18 protein-coding genes and 1 pseudogene are annotated in these 19,677 nt (G+C 45.8%); 7 read left to right on the top strand and 12 right to left on the bottom strand.

The annotated features are described in order from the left end of the window. The first annotated feature begins 9 nt into the window (after positions 1-9). Both NLZ44_RS23745 and NLZ44_RS23740 read left to right on the top strand, forming a co-directional pair. Entirely contained in the window at positions 10-474 is a 465-nt protein-coding gene (locus NLZ44_RS23745; RefSeq protein WP_006622177.1) for a YbjN domain-containing protein, read from the top strand. A 105-nt stretch (positions 475-579) separates the two neighbouring features. Further along, the gene (locus NLZ44_RS23740) at positions 580-2,862 is read left to right on the top strand and encodes a hypothetical protein (RefSeq protein ID WP_493751377.1); all 2,283 of its coding nucleotides are present in this window, start codon (positions 580-582) and stop codon (positions 2,860-2,862) included. A 63-nt stretch (positions 2,863-2,925) separates the two neighbouring features. Here the strand turns inward: NLZ44_RS23740 and NLZ44_RS23735 are convergent, their stop codons facing one another. The 3 genes from NLZ44_RS23735 to NLZ44_RS23725 form a co-directional block, all read right to left on the bottom strand. Next, positions 2,926-3,213 carry a DUF2288 domain-containing protein gene (locus NLZ44_RS23735; RefSeq protein ID WP_006622172.1) on the bottom strand — a complete coding sequence of 96 codons (288 nt, stop codon included), beginning with the start codon at positions 3,211-3,213 and terminating at the stop codon, positions 2,926-2,928. A gap of 29 nt (positions 3,214-3,242) precedes the next feature. Next, positions 3,243-3,881, bottom strand: a complete 639-nt coding sequence (locus NLZ44_RS23730) for a lysophospholipid acyltransferase family protein (protein ID WP_111893924.1) — start codon at positions 3,879-3,881, stop codon at positions 3,243-3,245. A 71-nt stretch (positions 3,882-3,952) separates the two neighbouring features. Beyond that, a complete protein-coding gene (locus tag NLZ44_RS23725; RefSeq protein WP_493751376.1) occupies positions 3,953-4,708 on the bottom strand; it encodes a DsbA family protein in 756 nt (251 codons plus the stop codon). A gap of 45 nt (positions 4,709-4,753) precedes the next feature. On the opposite strand from NLZ44_RS23725, the gene NLZ44_RS23720 reads away from it, so the two are divergent. Then, positions 4,754-5,575: an arginyl-tRNA synthetase gene (locus tag NLZ44_RS23720; protein ID WP_493751375.1), complete on the top strand. Its 822-nt coding sequence runs from the start codon at positions 4,754-4,756 to the stop codon at positions 5,573-5,575. A 66-nt stretch (positions 5,576-5,641) separates the two neighbouring features. Continuing rightward, the gene (locus NLZ44_RS23715; protein WP_493751374.1) at positions 5,642-6,049 is read left to right on the top strand and encodes a thiol-disulfide oxidoreductase DCC family protein; all 408 of its coding nucleotides are present in this window, start codon (positions 5,642-5,644) and stop codon (positions 6,047-6,049) included. On the opposite strand, the gene NLZ44_RS23710 is transcribed toward NLZ44_RS23715, so the two are convergent. From NLZ44_RS23710 to NLZ44_RS23700, 3 genes are all read right to left on the bottom strand, one after another. Next, positions 6,046-7,521, bottom strand: a complete 1,476-nt coding sequence (locus tag NLZ44_RS23710; RefSeq protein ID WP_493751373.1) for a DUF4335 domain-containing protein — start codon at positions 7,519-7,521, stop codon at positions 6,046-6,048. The genes NLZ44_RS23715 and NLZ44_RS23710 overlap by 4 nt on opposite strands. Beyond that, entirely contained in the window at positions 7,490-8,050 is a 561-nt protein-coding gene (locus NLZ44_RS23705) for a DUF3038 domain-containing protein (RefSeq protein ID WP_493751372.1), read from the bottom strand. Before NLZ44_RS23705 ends, NLZ44_RS23710 begins: the two co-directional genes overlap by 32 nt. 351 nt (positions 8,051-8,401) lie before the next feature. After that, positions 8,402-10,852, bottom strand: a complete 2,451-nt coding sequence (locus NLZ44_RS23700) for an endonuclease MutS2 (protein WP_493751371.1) — start codon at positions 10,850-10,852, stop codon at positions 8,402-8,404. Positions 10,853-11,083: 231 nt separating this feature from the next. Between NLZ44_RS23700 and NLZ44_RS23695 the strand changes: the two genes are divergently transcribed. From NLZ44_RS23695 to hemG, 3 genes are all read left to right on the top strand, one after another. Further along, positions 11,084-11,224 (top strand): DNA cytosine methyltransferase, encoded by a 141-nt coding sequence (locus tag NLZ44_RS23695; protein WP_108615257.1) that lies wholly within the window; start codon positions 11,084-11,086, stop codon positions 11,222-11,224. A gap of 503 nt (positions 11,225-11,727) precedes the next feature. Further along, entirely contained in the window at positions 11,728-11,952 is a 225-nt protein-coding gene (locus tag NLZ44_RS23690) for a DUF2811 domain-containing protein (protein ID WP_006622156.1), read from the top strand. 168 nt (positions 11,953-12,120) lie between these two features. Beyond that, entirely contained in the window at positions 12,121-13,575 is a 1,455-nt protein-coding gene (hemG, locus tag NLZ44_RS23685; RefSeq protein WP_493751370.1) for a protoporphyrinogen oxidase, read from the top strand. 251 nt (positions 13,576-13,826) lie between these two features. Here hemG and NLZ44_RS23680 read toward each other — a convergent pair whose 3' ends face one another. The 6 genes and pseudogenes from NLZ44_RS23680 to metK form a co-directional block, all read right to left on the bottom strand. Next, positions 13,827-14,537, bottom strand: a complete 711-nt coding sequence (locus NLZ44_RS23680) for a response regulator transcription factor (protein WP_493751369.1) — start codon at positions 14,535-14,537, stop codon at positions 13,827-13,829. Between the two features lie 81 nt (positions 14,538-14,618). Next, positions 14,619-16,646 (bottom strand): tetratricopeptide repeat protein, encoded by a 2,028-nt coding sequence (locus NLZ44_RS23675; protein ID WP_493751368.1) that lies wholly within the window; start codon positions 16,644-16,646, stop codon positions 14,619-14,621. An 86-nt stretch (positions 16,647-16,732) separates the two neighbouring features. Beyond that, on the bottom strand, positions 16,733-16,903 hold the full coding sequence (gene psb34 / locus NLZ44_RS23670; RefSeq protein WP_006622152.1) for a photosystem II assembly protein Psb34: 171 nt from the start codon (positions 16,901-16,903) through the stop codon (positions 16,733-16,735). An 18-nt stretch (positions 16,904-16,921) separates the two neighbouring features. Beyond that, positions 16,922-17,133: pseudogene (locus NLZ44_RS23665) on the bottom strand (hypothetical protein); the annotation flags it as partial. Between the two features lie 182 nt (positions 17,134-17,315). Then, complete coding sequence (locus NLZ44_RS23660) at positions 17,316-18,146, bottom strand: thiazole synthase (RefSeq protein ID WP_006622151.1); 831 nt, start codon at positions 18,144-18,146, stop codon at positions 17,316-17,318. A 180-nt stretch (positions 18,147-18,326) separates the two neighbouring features. Next, a complete protein-coding gene (metK, locus tag NLZ44_RS23655; RefSeq protein ID WP_006668625.1) occupies positions 18,327-19,583 on the bottom strand; it encodes a methionine adenosyltransferase in 1,257 nt (418 codons plus the stop codon). Positions 19,584-19,677: the final 94 nt, after the last annotated feature.

Genomic DNA, 19,677 nt, shown 5'->3' with positions numbered 1-19,677 from the left:
GGAAGTTACATGAATTTACAGAGTATTCAGTCGATTATAGATGGTGAGAATTTCACGACTTCTTGGGAACCAGCGACACCAGAACATCCAATGGATAGGCTCTTGGTTTTGCTGAGTGAAGAGAAACAACTTCTGGCGGAGTTGCTATTTATTCCGGTAGAGGAAGAGGTGGAGAATGTGCATTTGCTGCAATTTTATGTAGGTCTACCAGGAGGGGTGGTAGCGGAGGCGATGTCTGAACTCAGAGCATTTATTTTGAGGCTAAATACTACTATGCCTATTGGTAGTTTTGGGATTCAAGAACAGCAGGAATTGCTCTATTTTCGCTATGTTTTAGTGATACCTCAAGAAGAAAAACCCAGTGCGGAAATCGCGATTATACAATCTATGTGGCTGGTGTTTTATTTGGTGGAGTCCTTTGCTGACACAATTCAGGCAGTGGCGAAGGGAGAAAGATTACCGTCGGAAGTTTAAGGGAAATTTTAGTTTTGAGGAGCGATCGCACCCCGGTTAATCCACCTATTTGGTGGTAGAATTGTCGTGGGAGTGTGATCGATGCCAAATTAGGGGGGGATCCTGATGAAAATACAACGCCGGAAAAAACGCCAAAACGAAAGCCCAGCAGCCCCTGTGCAGGCACAATTTCAGTCTCGACCGTTCCAGGACGCCAACTTTGCCCCCCCGGACAAACAAGCCGCCCCGCAGGAACGCGAATCACAGCCGGAAGCGTCCGGGTTCGATTTGGGCAGCATTCCCCTTTTTAGCAATGGTAATAGTACCCCAACCCAGCCCATCCAGCGCAGCGAAGAAGAAGACGTGCAGATGCAGGCGGAACCCAACTCGCCCCTGCACGGCAGATTTCAGGCTTTAGCCCAAAGGGATAACCCGAAAAATTGGACACCGCAGCAGCCGATTCAAGCTAAATTGACTGTGGGTGCGGTGGGGGATCAATACGAACAGGAGGCCGATCGCGTTGCGGATGTAGTTGTCGATCGCATCCAATCTCCCCCCAGCAGCCCGGAAGTTCAGAAGCAGGAAGAAGAAACACGGCAACCAAAACCGCAGTTAGGGATTTCTCAATTGCAGAAAAAACCATTATCGGGAAGGGTACAGCGGCAAGACGAGATCGCCTCCCCAGAAACAAGATCCAGAAGCAATGCGATCGCCACTTCCGAGAACCGACTGAGAAGCAATGCTATGATAAAAACCCCCACAAAAGCCAGAAGCAATGCCATTATTAGAGCTACAAAACCCGAATCCATAAATTATTATAAAAAGATCGTTGATAAATTATTCGAGAAAAAAACCTGGGAGAAAAATGGCGAGAAAAAGAAAGGCAAAGAATACCAAAGACGAGATAAATTTGCCTATGAATTATTGACCGACACTGAGGTTGAAGCAATTGAAAAATTGAGCCAGACACCAGAAGGTAGAAAATATTTATTGGGTTTAGAAAGCAGCTCATCGAAAGGCAGAAAAAGACAGGAGTTTGCCAAAGCGGCTGGTGAAAACACTTATGATATAGCCGAGTATTATAAAAAGAAAGCCGAAGAACTAGATCAAAACCAAAATTCTCCTTTGACTGGAGATTGGCTGGCAACGGGAAGTAATGTTAGCTCTTTGGAGTTTTGGTCGAAGAGAAAATTTACCAGTATGGAGCGTTTATTAATTGCCACCTATCAAGCCAAATTAGGCCAGAAAAATCCCGATTATCAGAAGACTCCAGGGTATTTGCGCTATGAAGCCTTGAAAGCCAAAGAGGGTAGTGAGGAACACAAGGAAGCAATTTATAAAAAAGATACGGATGCTTGGGAGAAATTGTTAAATATCAATGAGAGCAATAAAGACACAATCCTGAAGCAACTGGTTGGAAAATCCAAAAAAGATGGCAAACCAATTACTCCAGATGAAGCGAAAGGTTACGTCGAACAATCTCTGGCTATAGCCAATATAATGAGACGAGTTTTTACTGTGTTGCAGTATAACTTGGAATATTCCAATGATAAAAATAACAAAGGAGAAGATCAAAAAGATAAACCGATGTATGCAAGGGATTGGAACCAGTGGACGAAGCAAGTGGCGGTCGCCCTCTCTCACGGAGGGCGGGTAAATATCGTTTTACCGCCAATTGGTGCAGAACAACATGGTAAAAAACATGGTACAGTCATGAATGCTTTGAGTTCTACCAATAAAAAGGAAACTCAAGAATATTATAACAAACGTGACCATTTCGTGAATTGGCTTTTTGGAGTTTCCGAAGGTCATCATGCCCATAAGCGTAGCAAAGAGGATTTGGCTGATACAGATTATAAAAAGGCTGAAGTTGATACCCGCTTTGTTTCCACCCATGATGTGGAAATTAAGGAAAATTCGTTTAAAGAGAAAAAAGGCAACAATACCAGTACCGGGCAAAGTGAGGTTCACTATGGAATCAATCCCGCTCTCGGGGGATTGGGTGAAACAGACTTGGCGGGTAATTTAATTTTACCGGATGGCAGTCACGGTCATATTTATATTTTCTATAAACCGCCAACCCCTAAATTAAAAGGAGCCGTTTTAATTGGAGGCGAAACCTCTGAGATGGGTAAACGAGATGTTTTTGGAAAGCTACATAATGCCTCCGGTACGAGTGCAGAATTTTCTCCAACTGGGACGGGTAAAGCGGCGAGAATAGGGAGTGAAATTGGTGGGATGAGAGTCGATCTATCAGGATTTGAGTCTCAAGCTGATATTGTTGGTATGTTTGAAACAGCGATCGCAAGAGGTGTAGAACCTGGACAACTTGTTGACGAGTCCAAGCCAGAAGTTCGCGAGGCTTTGTTTGATATCAGAAAAAGATCATCCGCGATAAGGGAGAATTAGAGCAGTGTTCCCGAAAACCCATAAATTTAAGGTAGTCGTGGGATAGCGAGGGTATAAATGATTTTAGGCTTCCTGTACCAAAACAAAAGGTTGGATAATTAGGGCATTAAATCGTTTAGTCTGATCGCCATTCCAATCGGAGATTTGCTGGGGAGAGGGTTTATAAATCTGTTGTTCACTGATCCAGCGCTGAACGTCAGTCACATGATCCTCGCTAATAGCGACACCGACATCTAATAAATCTAATTGGCGATCGACTACGACGACTGCATCCCTTTGTACATGGGGAATTAACCATTCCCACTCGGCTTGATCAATGTTAGAGGCTAATTGTGCTTTTAATTCTTCCATGATTTGATTAATTGTTGTACTGCCAAAACTCACCGCCCTAAATCGTGCATAGTATTAATGATTTCGGCGCAATTATGAGCGATCGCCTCTAGTTCCTCCCGCTTACTGGACTTGGGGGGGTCCATAGGTTCACCAATTCTGACGGTGACGGGAACTGGTCTGGGTATAGCAGAGCCTTTGTTAAAAATAGCATGAGTTCCCCACAGACACACAGGAATTAGGGGAACCTGTGCTTTGGCTGCAATTAATGACGCGCCCAATTTCGGGTCTGTGATGCGACCGTCGGGGGTGCGAGTTCCCTGCAAAAATACACCAGTGGCCCAACCTTGTTCTAGGGAATTGAGAGCGGCTCGGATCGCATTGCGATCGCCAGCACCCCGTTTAACTGGATAAGCGCCATATAGGGAAATCGCCTGTTTCAGGACGGGAACCTTAAAGAGTTCCTCTTTAGCCATAAATGCTACGGGTCGCTTGACGCAGTTGGACAGCATTGGGGGGTCAAAATCACTAGCATGATTACTAACTACCACAATGGGTCCGGTTTGGGGCATCCGTTCAGCATTATAAATGCGACCACGAAAATAGACATGGAGCATGGGGCTAACCACAGACCACTTAAACAGGTGGTAGAGGACTAAACTTTCGAGTGGTTCACGGTTTTTGACCACGGAAACTTGAGTTGGTAAGGGTGGAAACTGTGATCTAGCCTATCAGGTTTTGGCAGCAGTGGGGTGAAAAGTTATTCGCGAGCCATGACCTCTGCGAGGGTTTCTTCCAGCGTTGACAGGTCTACAGCCCCAGATAGGGTTTCCCCATTCATGATAAAAAACGGGGTCCCAGAAATCCCTAGAACGCTGGCTAATTGCAGATCCTGTTCAATGGCTGCGATCGCTCCATCACTGTTGCGATCGCGGTTAAATTGTTCTAAATCTAAACCTAGGGAAATGGCGATCGCTTCATATAGCGCCTCTCCTAAGTCATCCTGACCTTCAAAAAGGGCGTTTTGATATTCCCAGAATTTACCTTGTTGTTGCGCCGCCCAGGACGCTTTCGCCGCCGGTAACGCTTCCGAGTGAATTTGACTGAGGGGGAGATGCTTAAACACTAGAGTAACTTGGTCTTGGTGTCTGTTCATAAACTCTTTAATGGTTCCCTGGACGCGACGACAGAAGGGACACTGAAAATCGGAAAACTCTACCAAAACAATTTCAGCATCCGCTGCGCCCAACGTGGGAGAATCACCAATAATCGCCCGTGGTTGGGTTTTCATTTGTTGTAAAAAAGATGATCGCGCTTGGCTGAGTTGGTTTTGTTGCTGTTCCTGATAGGCTTGTACCGACTCTAATATCACTTCAGGATTATTGCGAATTACTTGTAAAACCTGTTGTTCAAAATCTGAAGATGGGGTGGATGAACAGCCGTTTACTAAAATTCCTAGGGTGCAGAACATAGTCACCATGAGGGTAGGTAATCGGCGTTTAAAAGGGTTGAGCATGAGTCAAGTTTTGCTGTTTTGATGATGTCTATTATAGCAAGTTTTATGGAAAATATCGTAATTAAGCAAAGTTTAATCAAGTCCCTCGGTTCTGGATTAAGGGGGCTAGATCCTGATTTTATCGGTTCGGTTGATATTCCTCTGGCTCGTGTTCCTAATGGTAGCCGGATTCGTTATATATCGGCGATCGCTATGAAATTGGCGGCTATCAATTCTCAATCTCCCGCCGAAATTGCTACTTTAATTGTCGCTAATCAAGCTGATAAAATCGTGGATGATGGTATAATTACCACCGTGCTACCATCGGGAATGATTCAATTTGATATTACTGATTGGGGCGTGGTAAATTGGTTGGAAAATATCCGGCTCCATGGTTTACCAATAACTGCTAATTCTCCCGATAATCAGAGTTTGGATTCCGGTTTGTTTCCGGTTCAATATATCCATGCTCGTTGCTGTTCCTTATTGCGAATGGCTCATCGCGATCGCTTAATTTCTCTGGTGGAAACAGAACCAAATTTTACCCCTTTTCTGTGGAGGTTAGCCACCCCTAGGGATTTGCCTTGGTTAGATGATTCCGGGAATTTGCGGTTAGTTAATGATGCCGAAAAAAGGCTGATTGGCGAGTTAATTGATGGGGTCGATTTCTGGCATTATCCACCTCGGAAGATTGATGATAAAAAGGTGGCGATGAAAATAACTGAACAATGCGATCGCTTTCTGCGCCAATGTCCGATTTGGGGAGAGGTAAAACTTCATCACCCCCAATTATCCCAAGCTAGACTAGGATTAATTATCGTCACACAGTCTATTTTGCGATTTGCACTTCAAGAAAAGTTGGGTATCATTGCACCTATGGAGTTATAAAGATTCCCTGGTCATCTCTCAGGAAATATGCTATAGTTGTTAACTGTCCTCCACTGTGATAAATTGATGCTATATCATGTAATTTACGATGGGAACTGTAACCTGTGCAGTAACTTGGTGCAACTGTTGGAAAATCTCGATCGCGGTGAACGTTTTAGCTATATTCCTATGCAAGATGAGGCAAAATTAGCACAGTTAAATATTACTCCCGAAGACTGTTTAATGGGAATGATTTTGATTGACGTAAACCAGCCACAACGACGATGGCAAGGTAGTGATGCCGCCGAAGAAATCGGTAATATTTTACCAGGTGGGGAGCTATTTGTCAAGGCTTATCGAGGAATGCCAGGGCTGAAATGGGCAGGCGATCGCATTTATGAACAGGTGCGGGATAACCGCTATCAATTGTTTGGAAAACGCCACCAAACCTATGAATCTAATTATCCCAGTTGTTTCGGGAATAACCAATGCTAATCATGAGATTCCAAGAAAGTATTAACCCGACCGCTGGGGTCTAAAACCACCCTAATTTTCGCCGTCTTTCCATCTTCCATAGGCGAGACAAACGGCTGATTAGCTGATGGAAATTTAATCTGTTTTAACCAGTTAACCGAGGCTTCACCCAAGGGAGTAATACTGTCAATCGCGCCCTGGGAATTTAGTTGTAAACGATACTGCAATATTCTGTTTAAATTCTTGGGAGGATGCCAATTTTTTACAAAATAACTCCGTACTTCCGCCACCTGGGGAATTTCATCAAATACCGTATTATTCAGGGAACGAATAGAGGCTATCCGAGGTTCTCGCTTAGTTAGCTGTGCAATTGGTTCCGCATTTTCGCTGTCTTCTGGGATATCCTGAACTGCATAATTTTCCGGGGTATCCGTTTCGGGAACTCTAGCATTTTGCAGGGGGGGAAGGCTAATATTTTCTGGTACTGTTCCTATATCAAATAGGGAAGTGGGAGGCGGCGCTAACGGTGTGGGAGGGGGAGGAGTTTCTGTGCGGTTAACCGTCCCGTTAACAGGGGTTCTATTAACGGGTTCTGTCGGAATGATAATTATCCCATCTGTTTCCGGTGCTCCCGTAGTAATATTAGGGATTAATTCAGGGGAAAGGGGAGGTTGATCAAATAGGGGTGGGGGAATAGTTAAAGGTGCTGTATCAACTAGGGGAAGGTCTGGTGCCACTTTTACTTCTATTTTAGGCGGCGCTGGGGGTTCATCCATGGGAAATTCTGGGAGTGGTGGCGGGATGATTTCTGCGGGGGGTGTATAAGTGGAAATTTGGGGAGTTTCTGGGGTGGAAATTAAATGGCGATCGCGACGATAATAATTGCTTAAATTGATAATTCCGCTAAATAGTCCCGTGGTAGTAATAATAATCATCAGAGTTCGTAGCCACGCGGGAGAGGTGCGTTTCGGCTGGCTTTCTGAGGTCAAAAAAGGTTCTATTTCGGTGATGCAATTCCGCAAGGCGGCGGCGACATCAAATAACTGTAATGCGCTTAAATGAACCAATGATTCCGAAGGACTAGGCGCTAAGTTTCCCAAAAATAAATCATGGTACAATAAACCATCAGGCTTTATCTGGAAGTCTGAACAGGTCGTTAAGGGATTTTCCGCGTCGGGAGACTCTTCGGAAATGGGGTCAATTTCCGACAAGGGGGAAGCCGTCAGAAAGTCGTTAATATACCTGTTGAGGCTTTCATAGAGGTTGGTTAAGTTATGGCGATCGCCTTCTATGGCGATATATTTATCTTCAGAAATACGGGGGTCATCAAAGGAAAGTTTGAACCGAAAGTTATCCCAACTCTCATGTTTCCAGCTACTGAGAAAGGAAGTATTGGCGCTAACCTCTAGTGTACAGGTAGGGGGGGTATATTGTCGGGTTACTAACATAATCTCCGGGATTTTATGGCTGGCTTCTATTAATATTATAACCACGTTGTCTAGCTTGCGATCGCATTAGCAGGGTTGACCAAAACCTCCCGAAACCATCAGGACTACTATAAAATAGTAAATCAATTAGCAGTTTTTGCGCGAAGGGGATGATATCTTCTTCCGGAATGGGTCGGTTAACCGGAAACTGCTGATCATAGCCTTGGATGAATTTATCCAGGTAGTCCCGCATCAAAGAAATCTCTCGGATATCCTGATTTTGTGCTTCTAATTGTTCAATCAAAGCAATGGCGCGACGCAGCAGGGCTTGATTTTGTCTAGCTAGATAGGATATAACTAAAACTAGCGATCGCCCCCCTTCTAGCGTCAATTTTTGGGATTGCCATTTTTGGATATATTCCACATCTAAACTCAGGGTTTGTGCCGCCTTTCTTAAAGTCTCTGGTGTCACTTCAGCCAAAGACTCTAAAGCTAATATAACTAGACGCAATTCCACTGCCATACGGTCTAGTTGTGTGGCTGTTAATTCCGGCGTTTTAGGTGAATGCCAATGGGAAGGAATGCGATCGGACATAGAGTTAATATATAGTTAAAATTCCCCGTTTCAGGTGGGGTGAAGCAGGTTTATTAATATCCTCGTCGGGAATTGATAATTGACAGCAGAACCCGCCCCTACAATTCTCAATTATTACACATATCGTAGGGTGCGTCAGAGGGATAACCTATCGGGTAAACGGCAAATTTGGTTCAACTGACGCACCACCTCCATATCGTCGTCAAGAAATCGTCGTCAAGAAACCCGGTTTCTTTGAGAAACCGGGTTTCTCAGCCGAAAGGGTGGGTCCCCGACAATTATTAATTAATAATTATTAATTAATAATTATAGCCGGTTTTCTCAGCCGAAAGGGTGAGGGCTGGTTTATTTTTACTTCAAATAAGCAATAGTCACCCCCGCCCCACCATCTGGATTTGATGCCAGTTCAAACCTTTCAACTTGGGGATGTTCTTTGAGTAACTCGTGAACCCCTCGCCGCAGTTGTCCGGTTCCCTTACCGTGAATAATCCACAGCGCGCCAAAGTCGAGAATTTGCCCCAAAGTGCGATCGATTTCTGTTTCCGCCTCTGATACCCTTTTACCCCTCAAATCCAGCGTATTTTTATCCGTGCGAACCCTCGGAAGTTGGGAGGGTTCCGGTTTATTCGTAATGGGTTTAGGAGTCTTGTCAGCCTTGGGAGTTGGGGAAGTTTTAGGAAGTTCTACCTTTTGACCATCTAAGGACTCAATTTCCCCTAATCCTACAGTCATTTTCATAATCCCAAACCGGACTGTTAGTTGATTATTATCATCAGGTCCGCTGAGTATCTCTGCTGTTTGACCAATGCGGGGAATACGAATCCGATCGCCTACTTTCGGCATAAAATTAGGCGATCGCACTGGTGTAGCCTGCCGAGATGGTAGATAATTTTCAGCGATCGCATCTAACCTAGCCGTAGCCTTTTGTGCGTCAGCCGCCGTAGCTTTCCCCTGTTGTAGGCGACGGATCACCTTAGCTATTTCCGCCTTAGCCTGTAGTAAAGTTTCCTTAATTTCCTGTTCCTGGGCTTGTTTAAGCTGCCTTTCTCTTTCCTGAAGAGATATAGCCCTTTCCGCCAATTCTCCGTGTAGGCGTTCAGTCTCTTGGAGTAGTTGACTAGCAGCGATCGCCTTAGTTTCCTGCTGTCGTCGCTGTGCTTCCAACCCCGCGATCACCTGGTTAACATCCTCATCACCGCCGCCAACATAGGACCCCGCCAGTTCCACTATATCATGATCTAACCCCAACCGTTCCGCAATTTTCAGAGCATTAGAACGCCCAGGAATCCCCCACAATAGGCGATAGGTAGGTTGCAGGGAAGCATCATCAAACTCCACCGAAGCATTTTCAAACCGAGTGTCTTTGTATTTTAACGCTTTCAGGTCGCCAAAGTGGGTAGTCGCCACCGTAAGACGGGTGCGGTCCGCGAACTTTTGCAATAGGGCGATCGCCAAAGCCGTCCCCTCCGTCGGGTCAGTCCCCGCCCCTATTTCATCTAACAATACTAGAGATGGACAGATGCGATCGGACTCCCCCGCCTCCGTTACCCTCATCGGTTCCCCAATAGCCTGTAGAATGCGAGTAATGCGGCGAATATGACCAGAGAACGTAGACAAACTCTGCTCAATAGACTGTTCATCCCCAATGTCTGCTAACACCTGTCCAAACCAAGGCATTTCCACAGGTTCCCGCGCCGGAATAAATAGCCCCACCTTAGCCATGATCGCCGCCAAACCAATAGTTTTTAGCGTCACAGTTTTACCCCCTGTATTCGGTCCGGTAATTGCTACCACCCGGATCTGAGGGTTAATCGTGATATCAATCGGAACCACCTCCGGTCCCTGTTCATACTCTTGTTGCCATATTAGGAGGGGATGGCGCAGTTGTCGCAGATTGATAGTTTCTGACGTATCCCCAGGGTCAATAAACCTAGGTGGGTTCGCTTGTAGCCAGTAGCTATAACGGGCTTTAGCCAGGGCTAGATCGATAGTTGTCACGATCGCTAAAAGTTTTTCCAGATCCGGTACTACCGCCGCCACCTGTTCCGTCAGACTACGGCGGATCGCTTCCGCTTCCGTTTGTTCAGCCCGCTGAATTTGTCGCAGTTCGTTGTTTAGTGCTACAATAGAGTGAGGTTCCACATAGACTGTCGCCCCCGTAGTCGAAGCATCATGGACGATACCCGGAATCGCATCTTTTTGGGGAGCTTTCACTGGAATCACAAACCTACCCTCTCGCTGGGTGATTATTTGTTGTTGCACTGCTTGGGCTTTCCGTTGCAGGATGCCTTGTAGAACTTGATAAATGCGATCGCGGGTTGATTGCAGCCGGGCGCGAATAGCCCCCATTTTCACACTGGCGCGATCGGTTACCTCTCCCCGTTCATCAATACACCGATGAATTTCCTGTTCTAGTTCCGGATAGGTCCGTAGTTCTTCCACTAAGCTAGTTAATACCGGTACATCTTCCTGGTCATCAATTACCCGGCGCAGTTGTCTCGCCCCCGCTAACGTAGTGGCGATCGCTAATAACTCCTCACCAAATAAAATACCTTGGCGATCGGCCCTTTCCAGAGAAGCCCCAATATCCTGAATACCATCAAGAGACAAACCCTGAACTAGCTTCAGTTCCAGTTGATAAGCCTCTTTCGTTTGTGCTAACAGGCGATCGGTTTCTTCTTTCGTCTCTGGAATAGCCAACTGACGGGCCGCGAAAGCACCCAACTTAGTGGCTGTAAAGGTTGCCAGATGTTTACACAGCCGATGCCATTCCAGTAGTTCCAGCGTTTCTGCTTGAATCAAAGCCTAAAGTTTTGATAATACAAATGTTTATCCTCCATGGTATCATATTTTTTGATTTTTACCAGCGATCGCCTTGAACTTGGGAAATTTTGGTAAGTCAAATGTTTTCAACTTATCGCTTTAGGCTGGGGAGTTGTCAAAGGTTTGACTTATGCCGATATCTTCCCTGGTATTCGAGGATTTATAATCGGGCTATAACCAACTGGATTAAAATGTATTTATGCGTTATAAATTAATCAGTATTGTCGCCAAGCATACTTTCAGAATTTTGGGGACTACCCAGAAGCAGATATCCCTCAAGTTTATTTCACTAGCCTTCCCAAAGTTAATCTAATCACCCCTGGTTTTCCCTGTCAGCCTTTTAGTATTTGAGAATCCCTCTAGGCAATATTTTGACTTTCATTATCCATTGTCCATAGATCGCCCCAATTTTGTCCCTTCAACATTCTTATCTTTTCACCAAATTTTCCCCAGACATTCCACAAACTTTCCACAGGGTAAGGCGAGTTTTTCCACAGATTTATCAGATTTTTCCACAGCAAAGCACTCCTAGAATGATAGTCTGCCGTTTAATTGGGGATTTTGGCAAGCCTAGTATCGACAGCCTTAACTACCCAGAATTTTGTAAAGTTATGTAAAAAAAAATGGCTTTCAACCCTGATTCTGTCGTCAAGTCCCCATCACCCAGACCGAGGTTGTAACATTTAGCAACATTGACAACCCTCCCCCCCCATAGCACACAATAAATATAACGACTCAATGAGTTTCCACTGTTCTCTGTTTTAAGATACCCTTTTCCCTTCAAGCATCATTGGCTCAGTCGTTTAGTCTGGCCACATAAAAAATGGCTCCTTCCCAACTCCTGAGAGGTTTATATGAACACAAGTGTTAGTATTTTGACCGAAATTCCCGAAACACTGCACGAGTCCCTTCAGGGCTACCTGGAAACTCACCCCGACTGGGATCACGATCGCGTGTTTTCCGCCGCCCTGTCCCTGTTTTTGTTACAAAATGGCAAAAACAACACACCAGAAGCCCTCGATAGCTGTAGAGTAGCCGCCAGAGTATACCTAGAAACTCTGTTTCAGTCCAATACATAGGTGAAGCGTGAGAATAACAGAGTAGGGTGCCCCGCATGCTGATAATTTCCATAGATACGATAAATCTTCTGATGCGGGACACCTTCCCAACCTGAGACTCCACTTGAGACTTGAGACTCGACAGCAATCAACAGTACAATCACTCTAATCTGCTTTGTAATTTCCACAATGACAAACCTAGTTGATAGCCTTATTGTTGGTGCTGGTATTAGTGGGCTGAGTTTAGCCTATAGTCTTAACCGTGAAAAAAGTGTGCGCGAACCTCTAAAGGTTTTGGTTACAGAAAGCCAGAACCGAGTCGGGGGAAATATTACAACCGGACGGGCTGATGATTTTTTATGGGAAGAAGGCCCTAACAGTTTTGCCCCCACCCCTGAATTACTCGGACTAGCCGTAGATTTAGGGCTCAAAGAAGAATTGATTTTTGCCGATCACAAACTACCCCGTTATGTGTACTGGAACCTAATGTTACATCCAGTACCCATGAACCCCCCCGCCCTACTCTCCTCCGAACTCATCAGCCCCAGAGGTAAACTGCGCGCCGCATTAGGAGCCATAGGATTTGTGCCACCCCCAGTAGGCGCTCACCTCTCTCAACAGGGAGGAGAAGAAACTATCACCCAGTTTTTCGATCGCCATTTAGGTTCAGAAGTCCTAGAACGCCTAGTTCAGCCCTTTGTTTCAGGGGTTTATGCTGGCGACCCTCAACAGTTAGCAGTCCGTTCCGCTTTTAGTCGGTTAGTCGCCGCCGAAGACGCAGGGGGGGGGCTACTACCTGGATTTGTGCGATCGCGTCTGAATAAAAAAGCCCCCGTCTCTACCCCCGACCCCAACATTCCCAAAACTCGCCCCGGTGAATTAGGGTCCTTCCGTTATGGTCTGCAAACCCTACCAGAAACCTTAGCCAGCAAATTAGGCGATCGAGTTAAGTTAAATTGGACTATCGACCGTTTTTATCCCACCGATCATCAAACCTATATTGCTGAATTTTCCACCCCAGACGGTCCTCAGCAAGTAGAAGCCCGAACCCTTGCCTTAATGACCCCCGCCCATGTTAGCGCTCGCCTGTTGCAACCCCTACACTCTCCCATCGCTACCGCATTAAGCCAAATTCCCTATCCCCCCGTCGCTTGTGTAGTCCTCGCCTATCCCAAATCAGCCTTAAAACAACAACTCAAAGGCTTTGGTAATTTAATTCCCCGCCATCAAGGAATCCGTACCCTTGGCACTATTTGGACCTCAAGTTTATTTCCCGGTCGCGCCCCAGAATCTTGGCAAGTCCTCAGCAATTATATTGGGGGTGCAACAGACCCGGAAATTGGCGAAATGGATGATGATCAAATTGTCGCCGCCGTTCATCAAGACCTACGCCAAATTCTGCTGGCTGAAGATGTCCCCCCCAAGGTCTTAGCTGTTCATCTTTGGCGGCGCGCTATCCCACAATATACTCTCGGTCATCAGAACCGCCTAAATTGCATCGATGCTGGATTGCGATCGCTTCCCGGACTTTATCTGTGTAGCAACTATATTGATGGGGTTTCCGTCGGAGACTGTGTGAGGCGCGGTCAGCAATGGGCATCTAAAATTCAGTCCCATCTTCATGACTGCCAAACAGCCAACTAATCACCAGTAGGGAGTCTTGGCCCTCCCTCTGGTCTATGTTAACTTTTGTAACGAAATGTTAATAATTGTTGCGAAAAAATTTTTCTGGGGGAGGTTCCTTGCTTTTTGGTGGCGCTTCTGGTACAATTTTAGATAATGGGAATATGTGCAAAATTATTCATATAGTCAAAGTCTTAATTGTAATTAAGATGTCAAAATATTACCATTATTCCCAGTCGCCTGTCAACCCCCAACCCTTAAAATGTGTAAGTTTAGTCCCTGGGTTCCTCATGACCACGGCGATCGAACATATATCCCACCCCGCGAATGGTTTTAATCAACACAGGTTTATCTGTGTCCGGCTCAATCTTTTTACGAATTTGACCAATATGAACATCAACCACCCGCTGTTCACCCTCATATTCATAATCCCAGACCTCCTGTAGCAGTTCTGAGCGTCGCCAAGCTCTACCAGGCTTTTTGGCTAAACAGTACAGTAGATCAAACTCTAGGGCGCTGAGGGAGATTTGGCGATCGCGAATATAGACCTCACGGCGGACCGGATCTATCACCAGATCCCCATAGGTCAAGCTCCGCATTTCCGTATCCTCTACAGAACGCTGTCGCTTCAAAATGGCGCGCACACGAGCGCCTAGTTCCGCCAAACCAAAGGGCTTAGTAATATAGTCATCAGCCCCCAAATCAAAACCCTTAATCTTATCAGCCTCTCCAGTCAAACTGGTGAGAAGCAAAACAAATACCCGCGTCCGGTTCTGCATTTCCTGGCACAGGGCAAAACCAGTGGTATCAGGTAGGTTAACGTCGAGAATCACCAGATCGGGATTAAATTCGTCAAACAATTGCAGCGCCGTCTCACCATCTTTTGCCGACTCAACCTCATAGTTTTGTTGAGTCAGATACCGAGAAATTAAATTGCGGATTGCCGGGTCGTCATCAACCACAAGAATCTTTTGAGAGGCCATAACCACAAGAAGATCGTGAGCATGGGGCAAAAATACAAGCCTAGCCTTGCCAATATAGCGGGAGTCTTGATTTGGGCATTTTCAAGATAAGCAACGCCATATTTCCGGGAGGAGATGACCGGGAATCTTAGATAGGGCTTGGTTTTGACCTTGCCAACCAGATTCCTGGTACAAAGCGCGTAGGGTTCGGACCAGATGATTGAACGCCAAACGATGACGTTCTGACTCTAGGGCGTTGGCACTTCCTTTCTGAGAACATGGTTGTTCTTCACAACCTGCCATCAGGTGATGGTCCAGTGCTTTCTCTAGGTGAGAAACCCTTTGTTCTCCACTGAGACAGAGTGCTTGATCTGTTGCCAAACGATAATGAGCAAGTCCTAAGTTATTGTGAGTTGCCAAGGTATCGAATGTCAACTGCGTGGGACTGAGTTGTTGGGCTAGGGCTAAGGTTTTTTCATAAGCTGCGATCGCCTCATTCAATGATTTACTGCGGTCTTCTGGTTCTTCCTGATACATTGCTAAATGCCAACAGGCTGTCCCCAGGTTATTTTGAGTAGTTGCACAGGCGAGAGGATCGGCTTGGGATGTGCGATATTTTAATGCTTCTCGGTAGCTATAAATCGCCTTTTGCAGCCACCTTTTTGAAGGCTGATGCTGTGCCAGATTCCAGTAAGCTGTTCCCAGGTTAGCCTGAATCATAGCATAGCGTTGAGGCTCCTTATTCTCGGAATAGCCCCGCAACGCCTCCCGATAAGCTGCGATCGCCGCCTTTAAATTAACAACTGGTTCAATATGTTGGGCGCGTGTCCAGTAAGCCGTTCCTAAATTATTTTGGATGGCCCGATAATCCAGCGCTATACGGGCGGGTTCTAAAGAATCTGCTGGAGATAGAGGCTGATTACAGAACCCGCCCCCACCTAGACCGCCCTGGTCTTTAACAGATTTAAGACAGTTGATAGCCTCTTCATAAACAGTAATCGACTGTTGTAAATTCTCTAATGGCTCTCTAATTGTCCCTAAATCTGTATAAGCTGCACCCAGGTTCTTCAGCAGTCTAACATAAATATAGCCTCTCGAGGTGGGGTCAACTTTCATTAACCCCGTTTGATAACAGATGATACTGATCTCCAGATTAACCAACGCCTGGCTACCCTGATTGATAGATTTTCGAGTCTGCTGAAACAGCATCCAGTGGAAAGTACCAAGATCGTTATAGATATTAACCGGATCTAAATCTTTCCGTAAAGCACTATTTGACTCTAACAGCATTTCCCACTCATTTAATTGCTCCACCACCTGGTTATAGGCTTCTATGGCATCTTGAAGTAGTGGCACCGTGGGGGGACCCTTAGATATGCGATCGCGATACATATAAGCCCGTTTTAAACAGGTCTGTAGATATTCCTGTGAATATACCACCCTCGATGGTGAACTATTTATTGGCAAATCTGGATCACCTGTGTACGAGTTCGGATCATCTACAGACCAGATCACCCTTGAGGATTTATGTATCCCCGGCGAATTCTGCCCTGATAAAGCCGGATCATACACCGGACTAGGGTCGCCCACAAATTTAAATATACCCCTATGCAAGCGCCAAAATTCCGGCGCTGACTGTTGAATACAACACAGCCAAGGCGATGATATCCACAGCAGCACACTTAACTCAAATTCGATTAACTTAGATTCAGCCTCCCGCAAATAGTTCAAAAATGACCATTGAATTGCGGCAGGTTGTCTAGTCAACTGTTCAACCCCTAAAATCTGGAAAGCTAGGGGAGATCCAGCATTTTGACTTTTCCATTCGCACATTTGAGCAATAGGGTTTGGGTCAGTCAATTCCAAATGCAGCGTCACCAACTTAGAACTAACCGGCTTTGGGGTTGTGAGATCTTCCTTACCAGACCGCGCGCCAACTGTACTCAGAATCTCCTCAGAACCTAGTTCCGTTTCCAAACTACTCGCCATTTGATGCAACAGACTCAGGTGATCACATACTGCAATAAAAACCTGTTGTCCCAAACCTAATCTTAAAGCCCGCTTCAACTGAGTATAAAGCTGCTTATTTGTGGCGTAACTACTAGAGAAGGTTGTATTAGTTGCGGTCATTCCATGCAGAACAGATAACATTGATACTGGCTTGATACTATTTCATTCAAGCCAGCACCATCACTACAGGAATTTCTGGACTGATTTTAAGATGCAGCTACCGCAATAGCTAACACACCACCCACCAAAACCACAGCAAGCACTCCCCAAATTATGTAGTTACGCTTCTGAGTTTTATTGGGAGGTTCGGCTGTATAAACTTTTGGTTCTACAGCAAAGTTATTGATGAGTCCATCTTCTTCGGTTGTATAAGGCATTCGTATATAGTCCTAATATCATCTGATACATTTACGCGACATTTTTCCGGTTCCGGATAATGCAACGATAGCACCATTACCTGTTAAGGTAATGGAGGCGGTATCCCGCAAAGCTTTTAGAAAGATGATCCAAAAGCACTGTTTACCTTGGTAGCCTTAGACCTAATTTTTCGCTTCACCTTGGCAACCATGTTGGAAGTCTCAAAGATGAGCCCAAAAATTAGGCTGTGTTATGGGATGGTCAGGGATGCGACCCAATCAACCAATGGGCTGGAGTCCCCACCAGGGGGTTATTTCGGGCATTGCAGCCTTATTTCGTGCCTGAACGTCTCGCACTGACAGGATCATTGTAGCACATGGGTGCGGACTATGGCAGAAAAAGATTGGCCAGTGAGACTTTTGCCTACAGAAATTAGACAGATGTGATTGTACCGGTGAGAGGGGAAGAAGCGATCGCATAATCCTTAACCGGAATACGTCCCGCCAAATAAGCCATACGTCCCGCTTTCGCCGCCATTCCCATAGCATCCGCCATCATAGATGGTTTACTCGCCAAAGCGATCGCCGAATTAATCAGCAAAGCATCAGCCCCCATTTCCATAGCCATAGCCGCCTCACTGGGAGTACCAATTCCGGCATCTACCACCACCGGAACCTTAGCATTATCAATAATAATCTGAATATTGGCTGCATTTCTAATCCCTTGACCCGACCCGATAGGAGATCCCAAAGGCATGACCGTCGCACAACCCGCCTCTTCCAAATGTTTGGCTAACAGAGGATCAGCATTAATATAAGGCAAAACCGCAAACCCTTCTTTTACCAATTGTTCCGCCGCCTTCAGAGTTCCTATGGGGTCAGGTAATAAATATTTAGAATCAGGAATCACCTCTAACTTGACAAAATTATTGTCTTCCTGACCCAATAACTTAGCCATTTCCCGACCCAGACGCGCCACCCGCACAGCATCTTCCGCCGTTTGACAGCCAGCAGTATTAGGTAACATCCAAATTTTTGACCAGTCGATCGCCTCCGCCAGCCCCTCATGTCCAGGAGCCTGAGTTTGCACCCGTCTAACCGCCACGGTAACTATTTCACAGCCACTAGAAACAATACTTTCCTGCATTTGTTCTAAACTGCGATATTTACCAGTTCCGGTCATCAAACGCGATGTAAATGACCTACCAGCGATCGTTAGCGGAGAATCAACAGGTTGTGATACTGGTTTTTCAACAGTTTGCATAGCATCATCCTTGAACTTGACACAAAGGGGATAGTACAGACAAGACAGATCTTATCCCTACCCTGGCGGGACATCAAATACCTGAGCCATCACTAATCATCCATTATCCGGCTTCCCGCCGCACCGATAATCACTACAGGCGGGAAGCGCTAGTTAGAGAAGGCTATCAAAACCCAGGTATCAGACGGTTGCCGTTTGCAGCAATTCCCGCTTGAGTAATTCCACCTTATCAGTTTTTTCCCAAGGTAGATCGAGATCCGTGCGTCCCATGTGACCATAGGCTGCCACATCTTGGAAGAAACGGCCTCCCCGTAGGGCTGGTAAATCCCGCAGGTTAAACTCTTGAATCATACCCGCCGGACGCAACTCAAAGTTTTCTTGCACCACTTTCAGCAGTTGTTGCTCATCTACCTTACCGGTGCCAAAAGTCTCAATAAATAGACTAACAGGACGAGCTACCCCGATCGCATAACTTACTTGAACTTCGCACTTATCCGCTAAACCAGCAGCCACAATATTTTTAGCAATATAGCGGCAAGCATAAGCAGCACTGCGGTCTACTTTGGTGGGGTCTTTCCCAGAAAAAGCGCCGCCGCCATGTCTGGAATAACCGCCATAGGTATCAATAATAATCTTACGACCGGTTAAACCCGAATCCCCTTGCGGTCCACCGACGACGAATTTACCAGTAGGGTTAACTAAAAAGCGAGTATTTTCGTCAGGTTTGATATCAATGCCTTCCAAAGCTGGAGTGATCACCTTAGCCAACAAATCTTCTTTGATGCGATCTTGGACCGCTTGGGGGTCAGTAATATCGCCAATAGTTGCTGTATGTTGGGTTGAGATCAAAATGGTGTCTATTCTGACCGGGCGATCGTTTTCGTAAGCAATAGTAACTTGAGTTTTGCCATCAGGTCGCAAGTAAGGCAAAGTCCCATCTTTGCGAACAGCGGTCAACTGCCTAGACATCCGGTGAGCTAAACTGATGGGCATAGGCATCAGTTCCGGGGTTTCATTGCAAGCAAAACCGAACATCAATCCCTGATCACCAGCACCGATAGAGTCTAGGGCAGCTTCACTCAGTTTTTCCCGATTTTCCTGGGCTTGGTCAACACCTTGGGCAATATCTGGGGACTGTTCATCAAGGGCAACTAATACTGAACAGCTATCTGCTGAAAAGCCATTTTCGGCGTGTATATAGCCAATTTCGGCAATTTTTTTACGGGCTAGTTCGATATAATTAACTTGGGCTTTAGTGGTAATCTCCCCGGTAATTAGAACTAAGCCTGTGTTGACAACTACTTCGGCAGCGACCCGACTTTTAGGATCTTGAGCCAAGAGAGCATCTAAAATGGCATCAGAAATTTGGTCGCAGATTTTATCAGGATGACCCTCTGTGACTGATTCAGAGGTAAACAGATATTGACGATTAGACAAGGCTTTTCTCCTGTTGGATGATTGATTTGTTCCCAGTACGCACTATCCCGTCCAATATACCAAACTGCTGCTCCCTACAACGGATCATGAAAGT

Source organism: Arthrospira sp. PCC 9901 (assembly GCF_059013425.1).
Note: the sequence above shows the minus strand (reverse complement) of the source record. Positions and strands in the feature narration are given on the sequence as shown.